20 protein-coding genes and 1 riboswitch are annotated in these 21,984 nt (G+C 67.2%); of the genes, 12 read left to right on the plus strand and 8 right to left on the minus strand.

Features of this window, described 5'->3' with window-relative positions:
- Positions 1-34 precede the first annotated feature (34 nt).
- On the minus strand, positions 35-1,060 hold the full coding sequence (locus ON22_RS04395; protein WP_033244318.1) for an NADP-dependent oxidoreductase: 1,026 nt from the start codon (positions 1,058-1,060) through the stop codon (positions 35-37).
- Positions 1,061-1,232: 172 nt separating this feature from the next.
- Between ON22_RS04395 and ON22_RS04400 the strand changes: the two genes are divergently transcribed.
- Positions 1,233-2,255, plus strand: coding sequence for a sulfite exporter TauE/SafE family protein (locus ON22_RS04400; RefSeq protein WP_063820532.1), 1,023 nt, complete (start codon positions 1,233-1,235; stop codon positions 2,253-2,255).
- A 183-nt stretch (positions 2,256-2,438) separates the two neighbouring features.
- Here the strand turns inward: ON22_RS04400 and ON22_RS04405 are convergent, their stop codons facing one another.
- Positions 2,439-3,986, minus strand: a complete 1,548-nt coding sequence (locus ON22_RS04405) for an MFS transporter (RefSeq protein ID WP_033244319.1) — start codon at positions 3,984-3,986, stop codon at positions 2,439-2,441.
- A gap of 220 nt (positions 3,987-4,206) precedes the next feature.
- On the opposite strand from ON22_RS04405, the gene ON22_RS04410 reads away from it, so the two are divergent.
- Entirely contained in the window at positions 4,207-5,463 is a 1,257-nt protein-coding gene (locus tag ON22_RS04410) for a serine hydrolase (RefSeq protein ID WP_033244645.1), read from the plus strand.
- On the opposite strand, the gene ON22_RS04415 is transcribed toward ON22_RS04410, so the two are convergent.
- On the minus strand, positions 5,431-5,640 hold the full coding sequence (locus ON22_RS04415; protein ID WP_033244320.1) for a hypothetical protein: 210 nt from the start codon (positions 5,638-5,640) through the stop codon (positions 5,431-5,433). The genes ON22_RS04410 and ON22_RS04415 overlap by 33 nt on opposite strands.
- A gap of 242 nt (positions 5,641-5,882) precedes the next feature.
- A complete protein-coding gene (locus tag ON22_RS04420; protein WP_033244321.1) occupies positions 5,883-6,893 on the minus strand; it encodes an SDR family NAD(P)-dependent oxidoreductase in 1,011 nt (336 codons plus the stop codon).
- A gap of 135 nt (positions 6,894-7,028) precedes the next feature.
- Between ON22_RS04420 and ON22_RS04425 the strand changes: the two genes are divergently transcribed.
- The 4 genes from ON22_RS04425 (at position 7,029) to ON22_RS04440 (ending at position 12,304) form a co-directional block, all read left to right on the plus strand.
- Positions 7,029-7,481 carry a hypothetical protein gene (locus ON22_RS04425; protein ID WP_033244322.1) on the plus strand — a complete coding sequence of 151 codons (453 nt, stop codon included), beginning with the start codon at positions 7,029-7,031 and terminating at the stop codon, positions 7,479-7,481.
- An 8-nt stretch (positions 7,482-7,489) separates the two neighbouring features.
- Positions 7,490-10,915, plus strand: coding sequence for an error-prone DNA polymerase (locus tag ON22_RS04430; RefSeq protein WP_033244323.1), 3,426 nt, complete (start codon positions 7,490-7,492; stop codon positions 10,913-10,915).
- A gap of 78 nt (positions 10,916-10,993) precedes the next feature.
- The gene (locus ON22_RS04435) at positions 10,994-12,070 is read left to right on the plus strand and encodes a DUF4349 domain-containing protein (RefSeq protein ID WP_051157151.1); all 1,077 of its coding nucleotides are present in this window, start codon (positions 10,994-10,996) and stop codon (positions 12,068-12,070) included.
- A gap of 27 nt (positions 12,071-12,097) precedes the next feature.
- Complete coding sequence (locus tag ON22_RS04440) at positions 12,098-12,304, plus strand: DUF167 domain-containing protein (RefSeq protein ID WP_033244647.1); 207 nt, start codon at positions 12,098-12,100, stop codon at positions 12,302-12,304.
- 65 nt (positions 12,305-12,369) lie between these two features.
- On the opposite strand, the gene ON22_RS04445 is transcribed toward ON22_RS04440, so the two are convergent.
- A complete protein-coding gene (locus ON22_RS04445; RefSeq protein WP_081595322.1) occupies positions 12,370-12,834 on the minus strand; it encodes a tRNA (cytidine(34)-2'-O)-methyltransferase in 465 nt (154 codons plus the stop codon).
- 226 nt (positions 12,835-13,060) lie between these two features.
- Here ON22_RS04445 and ON22_RS04450 point away from each other — a divergent pair, with 226 nt between their 5' ends.
- On the plus strand, positions 13,061-13,306 hold the full coding sequence (locus tag ON22_RS04450; protein ID WP_051157170.1) for a DUF3017 domain-containing protein: 246 nt from the start codon (positions 13,061-13,063) through the stop codon (positions 13,304-13,306).
- A 74-nt stretch (positions 13,307-13,380) separates the two neighbouring features.
- Here the strand turns inward: ON22_RS04450 and metX are convergent, their stop codons facing one another.
- Positions 13,381-14,526 carry a homoserine O-acetyltransferase MetX gene (gene metX / locus ON22_RS04455; RefSeq protein ID WP_231508574.1) on the minus strand — a complete coding sequence of 382 codons (1,146 nt, stop codon included), beginning with the start codon at positions 14,524-14,526 and terminating at the stop codon, positions 13,381-13,383.
- A gap of 184 nt (positions 14,527-14,710) precedes the next feature.
- Positions 14,711-14,821, minus strand: a riboswitch (SAM riboswitch).
- Positions 14,822-15,094: 273 nt separating this feature from the next.
- On the opposite strand from metX, the gene ON22_RS04460 reads away from it, so the two are divergent.
- Together ON22_RS04460 and ON22_RS04465 are read left to right on the plus strand one after the other, a co-directional pair.
- Positions 15,095-16,312 (plus strand): NADP-dependent isocitrate dehydrogenase, encoded by a 1,218-nt coding sequence (locus ON22_RS04460; RefSeq protein ID WP_033244325.1) that lies wholly within the window; start codon positions 15,095-15,097, stop codon positions 16,310-16,312.
- 282 nt (positions 16,313-16,594) lie between these two features.
- Entirely contained in the window at positions 16,595-17,842 is a 1,248-nt protein-coding gene (locus tag ON22_RS04465; protein WP_033244326.1) for an acyl-CoA dehydrogenase family protein, read from the plus strand.
- Between the two features lie 224 nt (positions 17,843-18,066).
- Here ON22_RS04465 and ephH read toward each other — a convergent pair whose 3' ends face one another.
- On the minus strand, positions 18,067-18,915 hold the full coding sequence (gene ephH / locus ON22_RS04470; RefSeq protein WP_043739834.1) for an epoxide hydrolase EphH: 849 nt from the start codon (positions 18,913-18,915) through the stop codon (positions 18,067-18,069).
- A 54-nt stretch (positions 18,916-18,969) separates the two neighbouring features.
- Positions 18,970-20,082 carry a transglycosylase SLT domain-containing protein gene (locus ON22_RS34380; protein WP_197039665.1) on the minus strand — a complete coding sequence of 371 codons (1,113 nt, stop codon included), beginning with the start codon at positions 20,080-20,082 and terminating at the stop codon, positions 18,970-18,972.
- 139 nt (positions 20,083-20,221) lie between these two features.
- Between ON22_RS34380 and ON22_RS04480 the strand changes: the two genes are divergently transcribed.
- From ON22_RS04480 to ON22_RS04490, 3 genes are read left to right on the plus strand one after another with little or no spacing between them, the layout of a single operon-like run.
- Complete coding sequence (locus ON22_RS04480) at positions 20,222-21,004, plus strand: exodeoxyribonuclease III (protein WP_033244327.1); 783 nt, start codon at positions 20,222-20,224, stop codon at positions 21,002-21,004.
- A gap of 11 nt (positions 21,005-21,015) precedes the next feature.
- Entirely contained in the window at positions 21,016-21,498 is a 483-nt protein-coding gene (locus ON22_RS04485; protein ID WP_231508575.1) for a guanyl-specific ribonuclease, read from the plus strand.
- Positions 21,498-21,983 carry a barstar family protein gene (locus tag ON22_RS04490; RefSeq protein WP_033244329.1) on the plus strand — a complete coding sequence of 162 codons (486 nt, stop codon included), beginning with the start codon at positions 21,498-21,500 and terminating at the stop codon, positions 21,981-21,983. Before ON22_RS04485 ends, ON22_RS04490 begins: the two co-directional genes overlap by 1 nt.
- Position 21,984 lies beyond the last annotated feature (1 nt).

Consider the following 21,984-nt stretch of genomic DNA (forward strand, 5'->3'; position numbering starts at 1 on the left):
GGGCGCTGCCGGCGCCGGCGATATCGAGGTGGGACTATTCGGCCGGTCGCACCCGGACCAGCTGTTTGCCGAGGTTCGCCCCGTCGAACAACCGCTGCAGCGCGACCGGGGCGTTCTCCAGGCCGTCGACGATATCTTCGGCCCAGTGCAGTTCGCCGGCGGAAACCCACCCGGCCAGCCGGGCCAAAGCCGCCGGGAAGGATTCGGGATGGTCGAAGAAGAGGAAGCCCTCCATCCGGGCCCGGCGGAATGCCAGCTGCATGTAGTTGGCCGGACCCGTTCCGTAACCGCCGGCGGTATAGCCGGAGGAGATGGAGCCGCACAGGGCGATCCGGGCATGTACGGCCAGATTGTCGAGCGCCTGTTCCAGCAGGACGCCGCCGATATTGTCGAAGACCGCGGTGAGGCCTTCCGGCGCGAATTCGCGTAACCCGGCCGGGATATCGTCGGTGCGGTAGTTCAGGCAGGCGTCGAACCGGGCGGTATCGCGTACCCAGCCGGTCTTCCGGGCCGACCCGGCGGTACCGATCACTCTCGCGCCGGCCAGCCGGGCGATCTGCCCGGCGAACGAGCCGACACTGCCGGCTGCACCGGTGACCAGGACGGAATCGCCCGCCGCGACCCGCAGCACCTCGTTCACCCCGATGTAGGCGGTCAGCCCGCTGACCCCGAAAACCGTCAGCATATGGCGGGGTTCGATCCCCGGCGGTACGGGATTCACACCGAACAGGCCGCTGGTGCGGGCGAGGGTGTACTCCTGCCAGCCGAGTTCGCCGTAGACCCACTGCCCCTCCGGTAGGTCGGGGTTGCGGGATTCGACGACGCGGCCCACCCCGCTGCCACGCATCACGGCACCGATATCCACCGGCCGGGTATAGGTCGGTCCGGGATTGAGCCAGGTGCGCTGGGTGGCGTCGATACCGAGCCAGAACACCTCGATCAGCGCCTCACCGTCGGCCGGCTCCGGCCGGGGGACGGTCCGCGTGGCGAAGGTGGTGGCGGTGATTCCGGCGACGGGCCGGTCCCGGAGGATTATCCGGCGGCAGGTTCGGGCAGGCACCGGCCAGTCTTACCAGGAGTGGGAGAGCTCGCCGAACGATTATTTCCGAATGTGCTGTGACCTGCGGTTATATCGTTCCGGAGGGGTTGTGTTCACGGTGATCGCAACCGGTGTCACGGCGGCTCGGGCGCCGTAACCTCGAACTCCGGTCCAGGTTCGGGAGCACACCGTCATGATCAAGTTACTTGTTTTCACCCTTGTGGGTATCGGCGCGCAGATCGTCGACGGCACGCTCGGGATGGCCTTCGGCGTCACCGCGACGACACTGCTCGTGCTCAGCGGTACGGGTGCCGCGCACGCGAGCGCCGCGGTGCATTTCGCGGAGGTCGCGACCACGCTGGCGTCGGGTATCTCGCACTGGCGGTTCGGCAATGTCGACTGGAAGATGGTGCTGCGACTGGGCGTCCCCGGCGGTGTCGGCGCCTTCCTCGGCGCGACCGTGCTCTCCCGGATCTCCACCGAGGCCGCCGAACCGGTGACCGCGGGAATCCTGCTGGCGATCGGCGTCTTCCTGGTCGTCCGGTTCTCGTCCCGGCCGCCGCTGGAGATCGCCGCTTCGGAGAAGGCCGCGCATTCCGCGAAATTCCTGACCCCGCTCGGCTTGTTCGGCGGTTTCATCGATGCCAGCGGCGGTGGCGGCTGGGGGCCGGTCACCACCAGTACGCTGCTGACCACCGGTCGGGCCGCGCCCCGCCGGGTGATCGGTACGGTGAGCGCCTCGGAGTTCATCGTCTCGGCGTCGGCCAGTGTGGGATTCCTGCTCGGTCTGGGCTCGGAATTCTTCGACAATCTGCTGATCATCGCCGGCCTGGCGCTCGGTGGTGTGCTGGCCGCGCCGCTCGCGGCCTGGCTGGTGAGCCGGGTGGCGCCGGCGGTGCTGGGTACCGGCGTCGGCGGTGTCCTGGTGCTGACGAACGTGCGCACCCTGTTCAAGACTTTCGAGATCGAGGGCGCGCCGCGCACGATCGCCTACGTGGTGATCGCGGCGGTGGCAATCGCGCTCACCGGTTACGCGTGGCAGAAGTCCCGGGCGGCGCGAGCCGCGGAGACGACCGCGGAACCGGCGGCCGGCGAAACAGGCAGGGTGAGCGGCGACGCGGACCCCGCGAGTGATGGTGCCGAGCCGGTGCAGACCGCATCTCGGTCGCACGGAAACGAAGGCAGTCCCGACTCGGCGGAGATACCGGTGAGGTAGGACTTCGCGAGACACCACCTGTTGGGTACGGGGTCCGTGTCCGGAGGCAGATGATCCGGAAGCGGGCGCCGAACTCTGCGTGGTTTCGCCAGTGATGCCGGTCGATCCACGGATTCGGCGCGTCCGGTTCCTCGGCACCGGAGCAGGGCCCGGCCAGGGGACCACTCCTGGCCCGGCACCGATTCATCGATTCGTGAGTACCTGTTCGTCCGTGACCGTGTCGGTGGTCTTGCGGATCCGGCCGGGCGCCCACGCACCCAGCACGAACGCCATCACCACGGTCAGTACACCGAGGGCCAGCGAGGCCTGCTGGGCTCCGTGTACGAAAGCCTCCTTGGCGAAATCCGCGAGCGGTGCCGCGACCGGCCCGGCCTGCTCGGTGACCTGCAGGGCCGCGGCGAGTGAATCACCGACCGGTTCGCGTGCCTGCTCGGGCAGGCTGGGCAGGGCCGGCTCGATCCGGTCGGAGTAGCCGACCGCCAGGATGCTGCCGGAAACCGCGATCCCGATGGCCGCACCGACCTCCCGGAAGGCATCGTTGACCGCCGAGGCGACCCCGTGCTTCTCCGGCGGCGTGCCGTTGATGATGGCGGCGGTCGCGGGCGCGGTGCACAGGCCGAGTCCGGTGCTCAGGATCAGCAGCGGCCACAGGACGTCGATATAGGTGCTGTCCACAGTGGTGCGGGAGACCAGGATGAGTGCGATGCCGACGCACAGCAGTCCGATGAGTGTCGGCAGTCGCAGGCCGAAACGTTCGGCCAGCCGGGGCGCGAAGATCGAGATACCGATGAGCGGCGCGATCATCGGCGCCATCGCCACCGCCGACATGAGCGGCGAATAACCGAAGATCAACTGCATGTACTGGACGAACAGCAGGAAGTAACCGAACGCCACCAGGAACTGCACCCCGACGCTCACCGCCCCGCTGCCGAAACCGCGGTCGGCGAACAACCGGACATCCAGCAGCGGATGCGAAACCCGCAGTTCCACCGTCGCGAATCCCACCGCGGCAATGATTCCGGCGCCGAACAAACCGAGAACCAGGGGGTCTGCCCAGCCGCGCACAGGTGCCTCGATCGCCCCGACCACAACGGCTCCGACGGCAACGGACGAGGTGATACCACCCCAGAAGTCCAGCGGCGGACGTAGTTCGTCGACCGATTCGGGCACGGTGCAACCGGCGATCGCGAGGACGGCGCCGGCGATGGTCATCGCGAGGAAGATCGCCTGCCACGACCACATCTGGAGCAGTAGGCCGGAGCCGAGAATGCCGATAACGGCGCCGCCACTGACCACACCGGCCCACAGCCCCACCGCGACCCCGCGCTTCTCGGCGGGAAAACCACCGGTCAGCAGCGACAGCGTGGACGGCATGACCAGTGCGGCGCCGATCCCGGCGACCGCTCGGGACGCGATGATCCAGTTCGGTGCGTCCAGGAACAGCGGTATCGCGGAGGCGGCCGCGAAGATGACCAGCCCGAGCACCATCATGATCCGGCGGCCGTACCGGTCACCGAGTGCGCCGGAGAACAGGACGAGACAGGCCAGCGCGAGGGTGTATCCGTCGACCACCCAGGTGAGCTGCTGCTGGCTCGCGCCGGTATCGGCGGCGATTTCCGGCAGTGCCGTATACAGCGCGGCCATCGCGGCGATCACCAGCGCGACGGCCATGGAGGACAGCGCCAGCAGCCAGACGTGTGCCCGGGACAGGCGCGTATTCGCGGACGTCATGGTCACCTCTCGACAGGCGGAAACAAGCGTTTGCTTCTTTCATGATCAGAGCACAGTTATCGGTAACCACCTTCGGTGATCTCCGTCACGATACTGTTCGGGCTGGTCACCGTGCCGTCCGCGGTTCCTGGGGCGAAAGGCGTGAGCCGCGTCCGGCGGCGCCCGCGACGGCACGAATTCGGCCACTCTCGGCGCGGCCCGCGTGGCTACCCTGGGGCGGGTGAAGGCAGATTCCGCGCTCCTGGTTCCGGTCGCCGCTCAGTTGGACGACATCACCTGTATCGGCGCGGAAGCCGACCCTGCCGAAGTGGGCCTGGCGGCGACGGAGATCGCCGCGATCTGGGCGTCGGTACGCGACTGGTACCGGCTCGGTGGCACCCCGGCGATTCAGGTATGCCTGCGCCGCAACGGGAAGATCGTGCTGAACCGGGCGATCGGCCACGGCTGGGGTAATGCGCCGGGCGACGGGCCGGACGCGGAACGTATCCCGGTCACCACCGAATCGCCGTTCTGCGGTTTCTCCACCGCGAAGGGGGTTTCCGCGGCGGTGATGTTCCTGCTCATCGAACAGGGGGCGTTCGGCTACGACGACCGGGTCAGCGACTACATCCCCGAATTCGCAGCGAACGATAAGGCCGCGATCACCATCGGTCAGGTGCTCGCCCATTCCGCCGGGGTGCCGTTCGTGACTCCGCCCTTCCGCGGTCACGAAATGACCTTCGACGAAGACCTCGCCCTTCGCGGGCTGGCCGCGCTGAAACCCAGTTATCCACCGGGCCGCTTCCGCGTCTACCACGCCCTCACCAGCGGTTTGATCCAGCGGTTGCTGGTGCAGCGGGCCACCGGTAAACGGATCCGGGACCATCTGGCCGAACGGATACTGGACCCGCTGGGATTCCGCTGGACTAATCTCGGCGTGCGGCCCGAAGACGTGGACGCCGTGGTGCCGAGCGTGAAGACCGGACCGCCGCCGTCGCGGCTCGCCGCGTTCGTCGCGGGTAAGGCGCTCGGCGGCGGATTCGCGAAGGACGCGGTGAACCGGGAATCCAATCGGGCGTTCCTCACCGCGGAACTACCGTCGGGAAATCTCGTGACCACCGCCGCCGAACTCGCGCGTTTCTACGAGATCCTGGCGCGGGGCGGTGAACTCGACGGAATCCGGGTCATGAGCGCGGATACCGTGCGCGAGATGGTGCGGCCCGCGCCACGGGTGCCCGGTGTGGCCGGGCGGGTGAGCCGCGGTGGATACGAATTGGGCGGGCGCCGTGCGAAATTCGGCCGCGATACCACCGCGCATTTCGGGCGCAGCGGGTTCACCACCCAGTACGGCTGGGCCGACCCGGAACGCGGGCTCTCCGGTGGGATCCTGACCAGCGGTAAATCGTCGGTCGACGGGGACCGGCCGTGGAAGCTCGTCGAACAGATATCCGCCGCGTGCCCGCCGTTACCGCCGGCTCAGCGAACCTTCGACCTCTGACACCCCGTTGCCGTACGGGAACTTCCGGTGGGCGCAGGCCGCGGGCTCCGCGCCCGGTCCGCCCGGCAATCGTGCGTCGGCGATCAGCTCGGTGCGGACCGGTAGGTCCCGGTGGTCGGCGAGGCCCAGTAGCAGGGCGCGCGCAACGGCCTCCCGGTAGTCGCGCCGGTTCGCCACCGTGGCCGGCCGGTGGGCTGCTCCGGCCGCGGTCGGCAGGCGGTCCCGGCTCGGTTCGAGTGTTCGGCGGCGGTCATCAGCATCCTGTATCGGTCGCCGTACCGACGCCGGATCGGTCCGCCACCCGCCGCGGGGTCGTTTTCGCCTACGCCGCGGGTGGCGATCAACTCCAGAACCGCGTCGAGCGCGGCTTCTTTGTCACTGCGCGGGGACAGGTCCGTGCCGGTGCAGCGGCACCTGGTTCACCAGTGGGTCCCGGGGACCCAGCGGGCGGCGCGGCGCAGGACCGTTCCGGTGCCCCGCGCCGCTCGCGCACGTACGCGGGTGAGCGGGCCTGATTCGCGCGGGCTCGCGAGGAGTTCATCGTCTTCGGGAATGCTTGTCTCCACGTCGCGCACCATGGTGAGCCGCGACTGGGGGAGTGGTTCGGCCTGTTCGCCGCGGGCGGCCGGGGAATCGGGAATCATCCGGTAGTAGCGGTGCAGGACGAGGTCGCGGATACGTGGGGCGAACAGCGCACCGTATTCGCCGAGGGTGCCGACCGGGACGTCGATCCGCCGAGGGCGTTCGGTCAGGGCCCGGACAATGGTCGCGGCTGCCCACTCCGGTGATTCCGCCGGGCCCTGGTTACCGGTGGGGGCGATCATCGGGGTGCGGACCAGCGGCATGTGGATGGTGGTGAAGGTGACCCCGTCGGCCATGGTCTCCACGGCCGCCACCTCGGTGAATTTGTCCAATGCGGCCTTGCTGGCCAGGTAGGCGGAATACCGCGGGGTGGCGACCTGTACGCCGGCGCTGCTGATGTTGACGATATGGCCGAATTTCCGTTCCCGCATCTGCGGGAGCAGGGCCAGCGTGAGTCGCAGTGCGCCGAAGTAGTTGACCGCCATGGTGCGTTCGTAATCGTGTAGCCGGTCGGTGGAGCGGTGGATGGCCCGGCGGATGGAACGGCCGGCGTTGTTGACGAGCATGTCCACGTGGCCGTGTTCGGCGGTGATCTCGGCCAGTGCCGCCTCGACCGATGCGGAATCGGTGATATCGCAAGGGTATCCGTAGGCGGTGCCACCAGCGGCCCTGATCTCGTCCACCGCGGTGGTGAGTTCCTCCGCACGGCGGGCGACCAGCAGCACCACCGCGCCTTTCTCCGCCACCGCCGTCGCCGCCGCCCGGCCGATTCCGGATGAGGCGCCGGTGATGAGGACGTGGCGCCCGGTGAGGTCGCGTTTGCCGCGGTGGGTTCCGTTTGCGCTCATCAGCAGCCCCTCGTCGCAGGTCTATCCCGGCCCGAACTTACTCCAAAGTAAGAAAGCGCGCCAGGGTCGAATCTGTTCGAAAACAGGTTCGAATACAACTCTCATTGTTCGAACATATGTGCGATACTTAGGCCCATGACGGACGATCGGATGGCGGATATCTATGCCGCGGTGCGGCTCGGCGGCGTGAATCGAGAGGCGGCGCGGCAGGCGCTGCACAAGCTGTGGGATCAGCTCGGTACGGATGGCGAGCCGCTGCACCGTAGCGTGATCGCCCACCACCTGGCCGATCTCCAGGACACGGCCGAGGAGGCGCTGCTCTGGGACACCCGGGCGCTCGACTCGGCATTCGTGCCCGGTATCCCGCTCGACGACGGGCTGCTCGGATTCCTGCCCTCGCTGTATCTGAGCCTGGCCGACAGTCACCGGCTGGTCGGCGATTTCGATGTGGCACGGATGCAGCTGGCCCTGGCCCGCGGGCATGCGAGCGTCCTCGCCGACGACGCCTACGGGCGAGTGATCCGGGCCGGGGTGGATCATGTCGCGACCCTGCTGGCCGTCGAGTCCACCGACCGGGTGGCCTGCTGAGGTGGCGTATGGGATGGAGTAACGGGCCACCCAGCTGGGCGGAGCTGGAGCGGGTGCTGTCCGGTCGCGCGAAACCCGGGCAGCCACCCGGTGACGGCGGCGACGCTCCGGGGTGGAGCCGCAGCCGCGGTGAGTACCGGGCCGAACCGCTGATCCGGCCGGCGGGCCCGGTGATTCCCTACGCGGAACTGCATGCGCATTCGGCGTTCAGTTTTCTCGACGGTGCCTCGCCGCCGGAGGAGATGGTCGCCGAGGCCGCGCGGCTGGGCCTGTCGGCGATCGCGCTCACCGACCACAACGGCTACTACGGGGTGGTGCGGTTCGCCGAGGCCGCCGCCGAATACGGTATGCCCACGGTGTACGGGGCGGAACTCACCCTCGTGGGATCCGGTATACCGCAGACCGATTCGGCGATCCCGGCCGGGTCTGTACGGGCCCGAAGCGGTATCGATCCGGTGCTTCGCAATGGTGCCGATTCAGCGCGGAGCACGGGTATCGGTCCGATGAATGCAGACTCCCCGCCTCGTACCGGCGCCCCGGATCCGGAAGGGGAACATCTGCTGGTGCTGGCACGCGGTCAGGAAGGTTACCGGCGGCTGTCCCGGGAACTCGCGGCGGCGCATATGGCGGCAGGGGAGAAGGGGATCCTGCGCTACGACCTCGACGCGCTCACCGCGGCGGCCGGCGGGCACTGGCAGATACTCACCGGCTGCCGTAAAGGGCGCGTGCGGCGGGCACTGGAACAGGACCTCGCGGACGGTGGGCAACCGCTGCGCACCGAGGCAGCCCTGCGTGACCTGTGCGAGCGTTTCGGCGCCGACCGGGTCGCGGTGGAACTCACCCGCTACGGACTGCCGGGCGACGACGAACGCAACAGCGCACTCGCCGCGGTCGCGAAGCGGGCGGGAATCCCCGTGGTGGCGACCACCGCCGCCCATTTCGCGACCCCCGCCCGCGGCCGCCGCGCCGCCGCACTGGCCGCCATCCGGGCCCGGCGCAGCCTCGATGATCTCGCCGGCTGGCTCGCCCCCGCCGGCGGCACCCATCTGCGTTCGGGTGCGGAAATGGCCGATCTTTTCGAGGAATTCCCGGCCGCGGTATCGAATTCGGTACTGATCGCCCAGGAGTGCGCATTCGATCTGAAGCTGATCGCGCCGCAGCTGCCGCCCTTCGATGTGCCCGCCGGTCACGACGAGAACTCCTGGCTGCGGGAACTCACCCTGCGCGGCGCCGCCGGGCGTTACGGACCACCCTCCCGGAACCCGGCCGCCTACCGGCAGCTCGAACACGAACTCGCCGTGATCGAGCAACTCGGGTTCCCCGGCTATTTCCTGGTGGTGCACGATATCGTGCGGTTCTGCCACGAGCACGACATCCTGTGCCAGGGAAGAGGTTCGGCCGCCAATTCCGCGGTCTGCTTCGCCATCGGGATCACCAACGTCGACCCGGTGGCCAACAAGCTGCTATTCGAACGTTTCCTTTCCCCGGAGCGGGACGGGCCGCCCGATATCGATGTGGATATCGAATCGGACCGCCGCGAGGAAGCGATCCAATACGTGTATCGCAGATACGGCCGGGAGTATGCGGCGCAGGTCGCGAATGTGATCACCTATCGCGGGAAATCCGCGGTACGCGACGCCGCCCGCGCGCTCGGTTTCGCCCCCGGCCAGCAGGACGCCTGGAGCCGGCAGGTGAGCCGGTGGACCGGGGTGGGCGCGGAAACCGGCACCGATATCCCCGCGCCGGTCCTGGAACTGGCCGCCGATATCGAAGGCCTGCCCCGGCATCTGGGAATCCATTCCGGCGGGATGGTGATCTGTGACCGGCCCATCGCCGATGTCTGCCCGGTGGAATGGGCGCGAATGGCCGGGCGCAGTGTGCTGCAATGGGACAAGGACGATTGCGCGACAGCGGGTTTGGTGAAATTCGACCTGCTCGGGCTGGGGATGCTCTCCGCGCTGCACTACATGATCGATCTGCTCCGCGAACATATCGGGGTGACGGTCGAACTACACACCCTGGACCTCACCGAACCGGCCGTGTACGAAATGCTGTGCCGCGCGGATTCGGTAGGGGTTTTCCAGGTGGAATCCCGTGCGCAGATGGCGACCCTGCCGCGGTTGAAACCGGAGAAGTTCTTCGATCTGGTGGTCGAGGTCGCGCTGATCCGGCCCGGGCCCATTCAGGGCGGTTCGGTACATCCGTACATCCGTCGTAAAAACAAGGTGGAAAAGGTCACCTTCGAGCACGAGGCGCTGCGGAACTCGCTCGAACGAACTCTCGGCGTACCACTGTTCCAGGAACAGCTGATGCAGATGGCGGTCGACGTCGCCGGATTCACCCCGGTGGAAGCCGACCAACTGCGCCGCGCCATGGGATCGAAACGCTCCCCGGAGAAGATGGAGCGGTTACGCGGCCGGTTGTACGAGGGTATGCGCGATCTGCACGGGATAACCGGCGAACTCGCCGACCGTATCTACGAAAAACTACTCGCGTTCGCGAATTTCGGTTTCCCGGAAAGCCATTCACAGAGTTTCGCGGCACTGGTTTTCTACTCTGCCTGGTTCAAACTGCACTACCCCGCGGCGTTCTGCGCCGGATTGCTACGGGCGCAGCCGATGGGTTTCTATTCCCCGCAGTCACTGGTCGCCGACGCCCGCCGGCACGGGGTCGCGGTACACGGCCCGGATATCAATGCCAGTCTGGCCGAGGCCACGCTGGAACAGCAGGGCACCGAGGTGCGGCTGGGACTGGCGGCGGTACGCGGTATCGGGTCGGACCTCGCGGACAAAATCGTGGCGGCACGTGCAGAAGGCGGCCCCTACACCTCTTTCCTCGACCTCACCGGACGCGTGGAAATGACCGTGCCGCAAGCGGAATCGCTGGCCACCGCGGGCGCGCTCGGATGTCTGGGATATTCGCGCCGGGAAGCGCTGTGGGCGGCCGGCGCGGCCGCGGGTGAACGCGCCGACCGGCTCCCCGGAACCGGCGCCTCGACCAGCACACCCGCCCTCCCCGGTATGAGCGACCTCGAACATGCCGCCGCAGACGTCTGGGCCACCGGGGTCTCACCGAACAGCTACCCCACCCAATTCCTGCGCCCCCGACTCGACGCACTCGGCGTGATCCCGGCCGCCGGCCTGCTCGCGATCCCCGACGGAACCCGAGTCCTGGTCGGCGGTGCGGTCACCCACCGGCAGCGGCCCGCCACCGCCGGCGGGGTCACCTTCCTGAACCTGGAAGACGAAACCGGCATGGTGAACGTGGTGTGCTCGGCCGGTCTGTGGACCCGCTACCGCCGGCTCGCCCAGGGCGCGACAGCGCTGCTCATCCGCGGGCGGATACAGAACGCCGAAGGCGCGGTGAGCATCTACGCCGAACACCTCCGCCACCTGGATATGCGCATCGGCTCCCGCTCCCGCGACTTCCGTTGAATTGGCGCGCCTTCGGCGCGCGGGGTTTCGGCTCGGCGTTCGGGTACCGGATCCCGGAACACGCATTACGCTGCCAGCATGCGAAAGCTCGGGGTGTTGATCGTGGTCCTGTGTGGTTCGGTGCTGCTCACCGGATGTGGTGGCGGTTCCGACTCCACCACGGATGCGCCGGCATCGATGGAAGGTGGCGCACCCGCCGCGACCCCGGGGTTCCGGATCCAGCAGGCACCCGCCCGGGAACAGGCACCCGCACCGGACAACGGGCCGCAGGTCACCGACCGTAAGGAAGTGGTCACGGGAACGGTGGATCTCACCGCCGGCGACCCGATCGCCGCCGCGCAGACCTTGACCGACCGCGTGGTCCGGTTGGACGGGCGCATCGATCAGCGCACCGAGAACCCCGGCACCGAGGACGACGATCCGCACGCGAATCTGGTCATCCGGATTCCGGCCGGCGAAACCGATGCGTTCATCGACGGTCTCGGGGAGGTCGGCGAGGTGACCGAGATCAGCACCAACCGTGACGACGTCACCCTGCAATGGCAGGACCTCGATGCCCGGATCACGGCTCTGCGCGCCTCGGTCGACCGGCTCCGCGATCTGATGGCCCGCGCCGCCAACACCGCCGATCTCATCGCTGCCGAAGAAGCCCTCGCCGACCGGCAGGCCGAACTCGACAGTCTCACCGGCCAGCGCCGCTACCTCGACGACCAGATCACCCTCTCCACGCTGACCATCGATATCAGCACTACCGCCGAGAAGAAGGGCGATACCGGGCCCGCCAACTTCTGGGACGGTGTGGTCGACGGATGGAATTCGCTGATCGACTGGTTGAAGAACGCCGTGGTGTTCGCCGGGCAGGCACTGCCGTGGCTGGGCTTCCTCGCTGTGCTCGGCGCGGTCGTCGCGGCGGTCGTCGGGCTTTTCCGGGGACGGCGTCGTCGAACCCACACCACCGCCGCGGGCACACCCCCTGCGGGATCGGCGCGCACCGCAACCCCGGATGCCACGGCCGCGCCGGCCGACGAATCCGGTACCGCCGGTAGGCCCGCGGCGTCGGCGGCCGAGCCCGGCGCGGCAGCGGACAAGTCCGTACGTTCCACGGACAAGTCCGGCGGATCCGCGGGCGATTCCGGTGGATCGGCCGGGGAGTAGGCCGGCGTGGCGACCACGGTGCACGCAATGATCACACCGAACAGCCGCAAAGGCCCACTGGTGGAAGAACTCCCCGACGGCACGTTGCAGCTGTGGGTGCGGGCACCTGCCGTCGAGGGAAAAGCGAACAAGGCCGCTGCCGAACTGCTCGCCGGTTATTTCGGGGTCCCCAAGAGCGCGGTACGCCTCACCGCGGGAGCGACCGCCCGGCACAAAAGATTCGAGATCGGCTGATCCGGGCAGCCGGCGTCACTCGAGCGGCATCACGCGATCCTGGATCTGTTCCGGTACGGCCGGGATCAGACCGCACCCGGGAACCCGTGCTGACGCCACGCTTCGTACACCGCCACCGCTGCCGCGTTGGCGAGGTTCATCGACCGGCGCCCCGGCAGCATCGGGATGCGAATCTCTTCGGTGAGGTGGTCGTCGGCGAGGACTTCGGCCGGGAGCCCGGTCGGCTCGGCACCGAAGAGAAGCACGTCACCGGGCCGGTAGGCGATATCGGTATGCGCGGTGCCCGCCCGCGTCGTGAACGCATACACCCGCTCTGGCCGCAGCCGCGACCATGCGGTGGGCAGGTCCGGGTGGACGGTTACCGAGGCCAGGTCGTGGTAGTCCAGTCCGGCTCGCCGCAGCTTGGCTTCCGACAGATCGAAGCCGAGCGGTTCGATCAGATGTAACTCGCTGCCGGTGCCGGCGGCCAGCCGGATCGCATTACCTGTATTACCCGGTATCCGCGGTTCGTGGAACATCAATCGGAACACAGCCGACCAGTCAACCAGGGCACGGCTGCCGGTGCCCGCCCAGCCCGGGGCCGGATCGATTTCGGGGTGGCATCCTCCGGCCTACCGCCGGGAGTACGAACCGGTGGCGCAGACCTGAGCGGCCGCGTCTGGAACAATCGCAACCGTGACCGACGCCGAGACTGTGACCGAGGGCGATCCCGGCACCGGTAGCCGCCTGGCCGTGTTCCTGCGTTGCCATCTGCCGATGGTGGTGGTTGTTGCGGTGATCGCGGTTGCCGTGGTTTTCGTCGCCCAGGACAGGTGGCGGCGCGGCGCCATCTTCTTCGGTGGCGCGACGTTGATCGCCGCCGCGTTCCGGCTCTGCCTGCCCACGGTCCGCGTGGGGTTGCTGGCAGTACGCAGCAAACCGTTCGATGTGGGCGCGCTGACTCTGCTGGGCAGTGTGATCGTGTTCCTCGCCGCCACCATCAACACGCTCGGTGTGAGCTGAAACGACCGCCGCGCCCGAGATGAGCCGGGCCGCCACCGGCGGGCCCATCCGCGCGCCGGAGGCGATCCCGCGCGTCAGCGGTGGGTGCGGGCCAGACCCATCGTCTCGACCAGCAGCTTGCCGATGGCCTCGGCCTCGGTGAGGAAGGCATCGTGACCGTCGCGGGACGAGATCACCTCGAAATGCCGGCAGCCCGCCAGCCCCTCGGCCAGCTCCCGTTGGGTGTGCAGCGGGTACAGCCGGTCGGAGTCGATACCGCCCACGATGCACGGCACTTCGGCGCGCGCCATCGCCGCCTCGATCCCGCCGCGGCCGCGGCCGATATCGTGCCGGTTCATCGCCTCGCTCAGCAGCACATAGGTGGCCGGGTCGAACCGTTTGCCCAGTTTCTCGGCCTGGTATTCGAGATAGCTCTGCACCGCGTACCGGCCGCCGTCCCAGGGGTCTTCACCGGCCTGCGGGCTGTTGGCGAACCGGCTGTCCAGCTCGACCTCGGTGCGGTAGGTGAGATGTGCGATCCGCCGGGCGATACCCATTCCGGCCATCGGCGCCCGGCCGGTGCCGTGATAGTTGCCGCCCTGCCAGTCGGGGTCACCGGTGATGGCGGCGATCTGGGTGGTCTGCGTGCCGATCTGGTCGGCTGTCGCGCGGGCGCCGACGGCGAGGACCAGTGCCGCGGCGAGGCGTTCCGGGGCGCACAGCATCCACTCGAGGACCCGCATGCCGCCCATCGAACCGCCGATCGCCGCGGCCAGGCGGTCGATACCGAGCAGCTCGAACAGTTGCACCTCGGCACTCACCTGGTCGCGGATGGAGATCTCGGGAAAACGTGCCCCCCACGGCGCGCCGTCGGGCGCCGGGGATCCGGGGCCGGTGCTGCCTTGACAGCCACCGAGCACATTGGTGGCGACCACACACCATTCGTCGGTGTCGATCGGTGCGCCCGGCCCGACCATCCCGTTCCACCATCCGGGCTGCGGATGCTCGGCGTCGGGTTCGCCCACCACATGGGAATCGCCGGTCAGTGCGTGCTCGATCAGTACCACGTTGTCCATGGCCGGGGACAGTTCGCCCCAGCGCTGGACGACCAGTTCGACCGCCGGTAGCCGGGCCCCGTTCTCCAGGGTGAGCTCGCCGATCTCGATGACGCCGACAGTGCCGTCGGGCGGTGGTAGCTGCGCCACGGGTACGGCCGTGGTCCGGTCGGTGCTCACTTTCACGCGATGGCTTCCGCCCGCTGGGCCGCGATCGGCGGCGATAGCCGAATCATATGAGTTGCGGTCATGAGGTGGGCGGGGATACTGCCATCGGTCATATCGTGCTCCAGAGAATAGGGGGTTGCTCGCCGCGTTACGGAGTGCCAGGGCCGAGGCGACCAGCACCGGCACATAACGGCGACCTCCTGACATGCGCTTGCTCCCGGCTTTCGGAAGCCCGGTCATCACCCGGAGCACCCCACCGCAGCTGGAGGGTTGCCGGCCAGCGAGCCGGGGCTTGACGCTGGCACTCATGACCTGTTCCACATGGTAGCTGTGGGCTGTGGTGGACCGAAATCGGCATGGGGCGCCACCAGGTAATCTTGTGGCGCGATTCACTCTGGGAGATCTCACGGCCGGGGCTGGCTGCACCGTGCGAACACCACAAGCAGTACGCTCGTCTTGGTTACATCAGACGTCCCGTGGACAACGTGGGATGTATACGTTGTCTGTTGAACAGCTGGGGTCCGCTCACAAGCGTGTTCGCCTGGTTGTGCAATGAGGGCACCATCTTAGGAGGACACGAAGATCCATGTCCAAGATCAAGGTTGAAGGCACCGTCGTAGAACTCGACGGCGACGAGATGACTCGGATCATCTGGCAGTTCATCAAGGACAAGCTGATCCACCCGTACCTCGACCTGAACCTCGAGTACTACGACCTCGGCATCGAGTACCGCGACAAGACCGACGACCAGGTCACCGTCGACGCCGCGAACGCCATCAAAGAGCACGGCGTGGGCGTCAAATGCGCGACGATCACCCCTGACGAGGCCCGGGTCGAGGAATTCGGTCTGAAGAAGATGTGGCGGTCGCCCAACGGCACCATCCGCAACATCCTCGGCGGCACCATTTTCCGCGCGCCCATCATCATCTCGAATGTTCCGCGTCTGGTCCCCGGCTGGACCAAGCCGATCATCATCGGCCGCCATGCCTTCGGTGATCAGTACCGCGCCACCGACTTCAAGGCCTTCCAGGCCGGTACCGTCACCCTCACCTTCACCCCGGAGGACGGCAGCGAGCCGATCGTCCACGAGGTCGTGAAGATGCCGGAGGACGGCGGCGTCATCATGGGTATGTACAACTTCAAGAAGTCCATCGAGGACTTCGCGCGGGCCTCGTTCAACTACGGGCTGCAGCAGAACTACCCGGTCTACATGTCGACCAAGAACACCATCCTGAAGGCCTACGACGGCATGTTCAAGGACACCTTCCAGGAAGTGTTCGATGCCGAGTTCAAGACCCAGTTCGAGGCGGCCGGCCTCACCTACGAGCACCGGCTGATCGACGATATGGTCGCTTCCTCCATGAAATGGGAGGGCGGCTACGTCTGGGCCTGCAAGAACTACGACGGCGATGTGCAGTCCGATACCGTCGCGCAGGGCTTCGGTTCGCTGGGCCTGATGACCTCGGTGCTGCTCACCCCGGACGGTCAGACCTGTGAGGCGGAGGCCGCGCACGGCACCGTCACCCGGCACTACCGTCAGCACCAGCAGGGCAAGCCGACCTCGACCAACCCGATCGCGTCGATCTTCGCCTGGACCCGCGGTCTCGAACATCGCGGCAAGCTGGACAACACCCCCGAGGTGATCGGTTTCGCGCAGACCCTCGAGGATGTGGTCATCAAGACCGTGGAGGGCGGCCAGATGACGAAGGACCTCGCCGCGCTGGTCGGCGGCGACCAGGGCTACCTCACCACCGAGGAATTCCTCGCCGCGCTCGACGCCAACCTGGCGCGCGCGCTGCGCTGACAAACCCGCGGCCCCACGGCACCCGGTGTGCATGCGCAGTACCGCACCCGGTTCGTGGAGCCGTAGCCTTCCCAGGCCGCCGAGAACAGGGCTGTGTTCTCGGCGGCCTGTGTTTATTTGCGGTGCCTTCGGCGCCGCGGGTGTCGGTCCCCCTCGGCCTCTACCGTCGGCACTCGGCGAAACCTCAGCGCGGGGGCGGCGGAACTGGCAGGCTGTCAACAAGGCGGATCCATCCGCCCGGTGATTTACGCCGTAATGCTGCTGCTTGCACGGAGGACGACGATGTTCGAATGGTCCGATACCGATCTGATGGTCCGCGACGCGGTCCGGACTTTCATCGATAAGGAAGTACGCCCGCACCTCGACGCACTGGACAGCGGGGAAATGCTGCCCTACCCGGTGCTGCGCAAGCTGTACGCGGATTTCGGTATCGGCGCGATGGCCGAGGAAGGGCTGAACAAACAACTGGCCGCCCGGCGCGCGGCCGCCGACGGCGCGGAGAAGCCCGCCTCGGGGGACAAGGACTCCTCCGGCGGCGGTTTCGATCAGCAGACCATGATGGCCGTCGTGACCAGCGAACTCTCCGGTGTATGCATGGGTCTGTGCAGTTCACTCGGGGTGAGCACCGGCCTCGGCGGCGCCACGATCCTCTCCCGCGGCACACTCGCCCAGCAGGAGCGGTGGGTGCCCGATATCGTCAGCCTCCGCAAGATCGCATGCTGGGCGATCACCGAACCGGATTCCGGATCTGACGCCTTCGGCGGTATGAAAACCTCCGTCCGGCGCGACGGCGACGACTACATCCTCAACGGGCAGAAAACCTTCATCACCAACGGCCCCTTCGCCGACACACTGGTCGTATACGCGAAACTCGACGAGGGCGACGGCACACCCGCCCGCGACCGCAAGGTGCTCACCTTCGTCCTGGACAAGGGGATGGAAGGCCTCACCCAGGGCAAACCGTTCAAGAAGATGGGCCTGCACGCCTCACCGACCGGTGAACTGTTCTTCGACAACGTCCGCCTCGGCCGCGACCGGTTGCTCGGCGAAACCGAGGAACACCGCGGCGGTGACGGCCGGGAAAGCGCAAAATCCAGTTTCGTGGCCGAGCGCGTCGGCATCGGCTTCATGGCACTGGGCGTGATCAACGAATGCCTGCGGCTGTGCACCGAGTACGCCCGCAACCGCAAACTGTGGGGTCAGGAGATCGGCCGCTTCCAGCTCATCCAGCTCAAACTGGCCAAGATGGAGGTGGCGCGGATCAATGTGCAGAACATGGTCTTCAACATCATCGAACGCGGGAAAGCCGGTAAACCGCTGAGCCTTTCGGAAGCCTCCGCGGTGAAACTGTATTCCTCCGAGACGGCGACCGAGGTCGCGATGGAAGCCGTGCAGCTGTTCGGCGGCAACGGTTATATGTCGGAGTACCGGGTGGAACAGCTGGCCCGCGACGCGAAATCGCTGATGATCTACGCGGGCAGCAACGAAATCCAGGTCACCCACGTAGCAAAGGGCATCCTCGGCCTCTGAAAACCACCACCCCAGAACTCTGACGCGCTCCGCCTACGCACAACAAAGCAACCACGGCGACCGAGCGTGACCAGCGGCGGTGCCGAGTCTTACGAGGCCCTGTGAGGTTTCGGCCCGTCCCTGCTTTCCGTGCTCGATGCGATGCGGCGCAGCCGCGAGTGTCGAGTGCGGAAAGCAGGGACCAAGGGGGGCCGAAACCCCGCGCCGACGGAGTCGGCGCCGAACTACACAGCTCGCAGATGGTCGCGGCTGGCGTAGATGTGCTCGGCGACGAGATTGGCGATCCGTTCGGGGTCCTCCAGCATGGGCACGTGCCCGGCCCCGTTCAGCATGATCCGGTCCGCCGACTCCGGCAGCTCACGCAGGAACCGCCGGCCGTGCGCCGCGGGCGGTAGGACGCGATCGGAATCGGCCAGGATGACCCGGACCGGGGTGGTCAGGTCGGACATATCCGGCAGGGACGGTCCCCGCAAGGTGCCGGCAGTCAGCGCGGGCAGCGCGGGGCAGTTCAGGGCGGCCAGGAGCACGGCCGAGATATCCGCCCGGGAGACCGCACGGGTGTTCTTGGTGAGCAGATGGGCCATCGCCCAGCGCGCGAACCGGTTGTCGACCGGGGAACTGCTCAGCTTCCGGAGAATTTCGGTGATCGGGATCATCGGCGCGATCGTGGCGGCGGCGCGGAGCTGCGTCACCGACGGGGTCCGCCAGCCACCTGCCGGAGCGATCGCGGTGAGTGTGCGGGCCCGGCCGCGGCGCGCCAGTTCGAACCCGACCCAGCCGCCCAGCGAATTACCGGCGATATGGCAGGTGCGCCAGCCCAGATCGTCCAGTTGTGCTTCGACCCGGTCGGCCAGAGTAGCGGCGGTATAGCGGCCGTCCGGAAATTCCGGCCCGCCCCAGTGCCCGCCGAGCGCCGGCGCGAAGACCTCACACCGGGCGGCCAGCAGGGTGGCGGCCCGGTCCCAGCAGTGAGGTGAGAGCAGGACACCGTGCAGGAGGAGTAGCGGTTCGCCGGAGCCCAGATGCAGTGCGGTGACCGGCTCGGGTGCTGGGGTTGCGGAGGTGCCTGACATCGATGTCGTCACCCCTTCCTGGCAAGTAGCGGTGACCTGTCATTCTACGGCCGGTCAGTAGCCCTTCGGGGCGGCGGCCGGGTTGGTCTGCTGGACCGCGGACTGCAGGTTGCTTCCATCCTTGGCGACATCGTATCGCTCCATGACGTAATTCATACTGGCCGCGACATTGGCGACAGGATCGTAGATATTGTTGGATGTTCCGCCTACATGATATGCCTCGAACGTGCCCGGAATTGTCTGGGTGAGGCCGCGAGAATGCTGTCCCGAAGCGGCATTCGAATCCCAGTTGTTGATCGCATTGGGGTCGCCACCGGATTCCCGTTCGATCAGCACGAGATATCCACGCGTCCAGTTCTCCCGCGCCTCCGGGTCGTGAATCCCCAGCGCGTCCAGAGCGCCGTCGATAGCGGCCTTCACATCCTTGTCTCCGGTATATGCGGCGTAGTCGGCGTCGGTTGCGGCGGCCGTGTATTCCACACCGTCGTCGTTGGCCGCCGAAGAGGAGGGCGAGTTCGGCGCGACGGAGGGCAAGTACGGGCCCGACGCCGAGGGGCTGACACCGCGGGGATGTGTCGGCTCGTCGAGTTCGATGCCGAGCGCCTCGGCCGCAGCACGGTCGGAGACGCCGCTCACCTGTTCATACGTTGTATTCACGGTGTCCCAGAGCCCCTCGAAGAGCTCATTGACGTTGTGCGTCGGCAGTACCCGCCGCGAAACCTGCCGCGGATTCTCGCCGTTTTCGTCGGTCACGGTGTACTCGTCGGTGTATTCCGCGGTGTGGGCGGCATCGATCTTTTCGTTGAGTTGGCCGACCGAGGTTTCGATGGCATCGTAGGCATCCGTCACGGCCTTGCCGATTCCGGCGGTCCGCATGGGGATCCCGTCCTTGTCCTGGAGGTCGTATTCCGACTTGACCCGGTTCACCTCGTCCCGGTGCTCGCCGTAGCGTTCGAGCATTGCCGCCTGGCCGTCCGGATCGTCGATCCCCTCATTGCGCAGTAGCTGCCACATATCGGGTGCCTGGGAGGGAGTTCCCTCGCCCAGTAACCGGATCTGTTCCTGGATAACTCCCTCAGCGGTCACGAACAGCGCCTTCAACCCCTCCGGAGCAGAAGGGGGCAGGTCGTGTAGATCGCCCATCTTCTTGGTGCTGGGGGGACTCATCGGCAGTTCGCATTCGCCCGGAGAGATATGGTCAGCACATAACGATTATCGGATCTCCCCGGGCGTGGGAACCTTCGGTGCGGAAGGGCCGGGCCGGGCGTCGACGGGTCGCCGTATCGTGCCCTTGTACTGTCGACCCGTGCCTTACATCCTTTCGACCGTCAATGTCAATGGTGTTCGGGCCGCCGCTGGGAAGGGCCTGCTGACCTGGTTGAGCCGCACCGAGGCCGATATCGTCTGCCTGCAGGAGACGCGCGCCGACGACACCCAGATCGCCGCCGCGCTCGCCCCGGCGCTGGCCGACGGCTGGCAGCTTGCGCACGCCGAGCCCGGCGTCAAGGGCCGGGCGGGGGTGGGTGTGCTGTCGCGGCGGCCGATGCGGTCGGTGCGGGTCGGGATCGAACCGGACAGTGAATTCGCCTCCGCCGGGCGGTATATCGAGGCCGAGTTCGACGATGTGACCGTGGCCAGCGTGTATGTGCACACCGGTGAGGCGGAAACGCCCCGGCAGGAAGAGAAGTATCGCTTCCTGGACGAACTGGCCACCCGGATGTCCACGCGCACGGGCGCGTTCGTCATCGCCGGTGACTGGAATATCGCGCATACCGAGCGGGACCTGAAGAACTGGAAGGGCAACCTGAAGAAATCGGGTTTCCTGCCCGCCGAACGGGCCTGGGTCGACCGGCAATTGGCCGCCGGGTACGTGGATGTGGTGCGAAAACTTCACCCGGAGGGTGATGGTCCGTTCAGTTGGTGGTCGTATCGTGGGCGCGCGTTCGACAACGACACAGGGTGGCGCATCGATTATCAGCTGGCGACGCCGGAGGCGGCCGAGCGGGCGAAACAGGCCGTGGTCGAACGTGCCGCGACCTATGCCGAGCGGTGGTCGGATCATGCGCCGGTGACGGTCCAGTATCGATGAAGGGGAGTTCTGTGCGTGCGAAAGTTGTGAAGATTCTGTCCGCGGTGGGTGCCGCGGTGGTGGCGATCGTCGTCGCCCTGCTCACCCAGACCGGTGACGAGACAACGTCGAACACCGCGGCCACTCTGTCGTCCGGTGCCACGTCGACGGTGAGCGGTCAGCCCATGCCGGGCAACGCCGCCGCCGACTCTCCGGTGGTTTCGCGAGTGGCCGGGGTGCCCGAACGCGCGTACGAGACTCTGGAAGAGATCGATGCGGGTCGCTGGCCGGATTCGGCGAACGCACCCGGCACGAAAGGCGGGATCACCTTCCGGAACCGGGAAGGCCGCCTCCCGGCGACCGACGATTCCGGTAAGCGCGTCGAGTACCAGGAGTGGGATGTGAACCCGAAGAAGCGCGGGCAGTCCCGTGACGCCGAACGTATCGTCACCGGCAGCGACGGCTCGGCCTGGTACACCGGCGACCACTACGACACCTTCACAAGGATGCGCTGATGCCCGAACCGCTCGCGCTCGCGGATTTCCTGGACTTCTCCTACGACGCCGAACTCCGCCCCACCGAGGACAGCATGACCGCCCTGGGTGCTGTGCAGGTGGACGCGGCCGAGTTCAGCGGTATCCGCTACCGCGTCCCGGCGGGTTTCCGGGTGCGTGAACTACGCGGCAGCCGGATGCGCACTGTGCCGGCGCTCTACGACGAATTCGCCGCGGCCCTGCAGTTCCCGTACTACTTCCGGCCGAACAAGGATTCGTTCGACGAGTGTCTGCTGGATATCGACGACACTCTTGGTGAGGCCAAGGGGTATGTACTCGCGATCCGCGACGCCGGCCAGCTCCTCGCGGACGCGCCGGAGGAGCGGGATTGGTTCGCCTCGGTCGTCGAGGAATGCGCGGATTTCTGGCCGTCGCGCGATGTGGTCTTCCGGGTGATCATGCAAGGGGAACTGCAGGGAATGGGAGCAGTTCCGCTCCGTTTCTGAG

Source organism: Nocardia carnea NBRC 14403 (genome assembly GCF_000308515.1).
GTDB classification, from domain to species: domain Bacteria; phylum Actinomycetota; class Actinomycetes; order Mycobacteriales; family Mycobacteriaceae; genus Nocardia; species Nocardia carnea.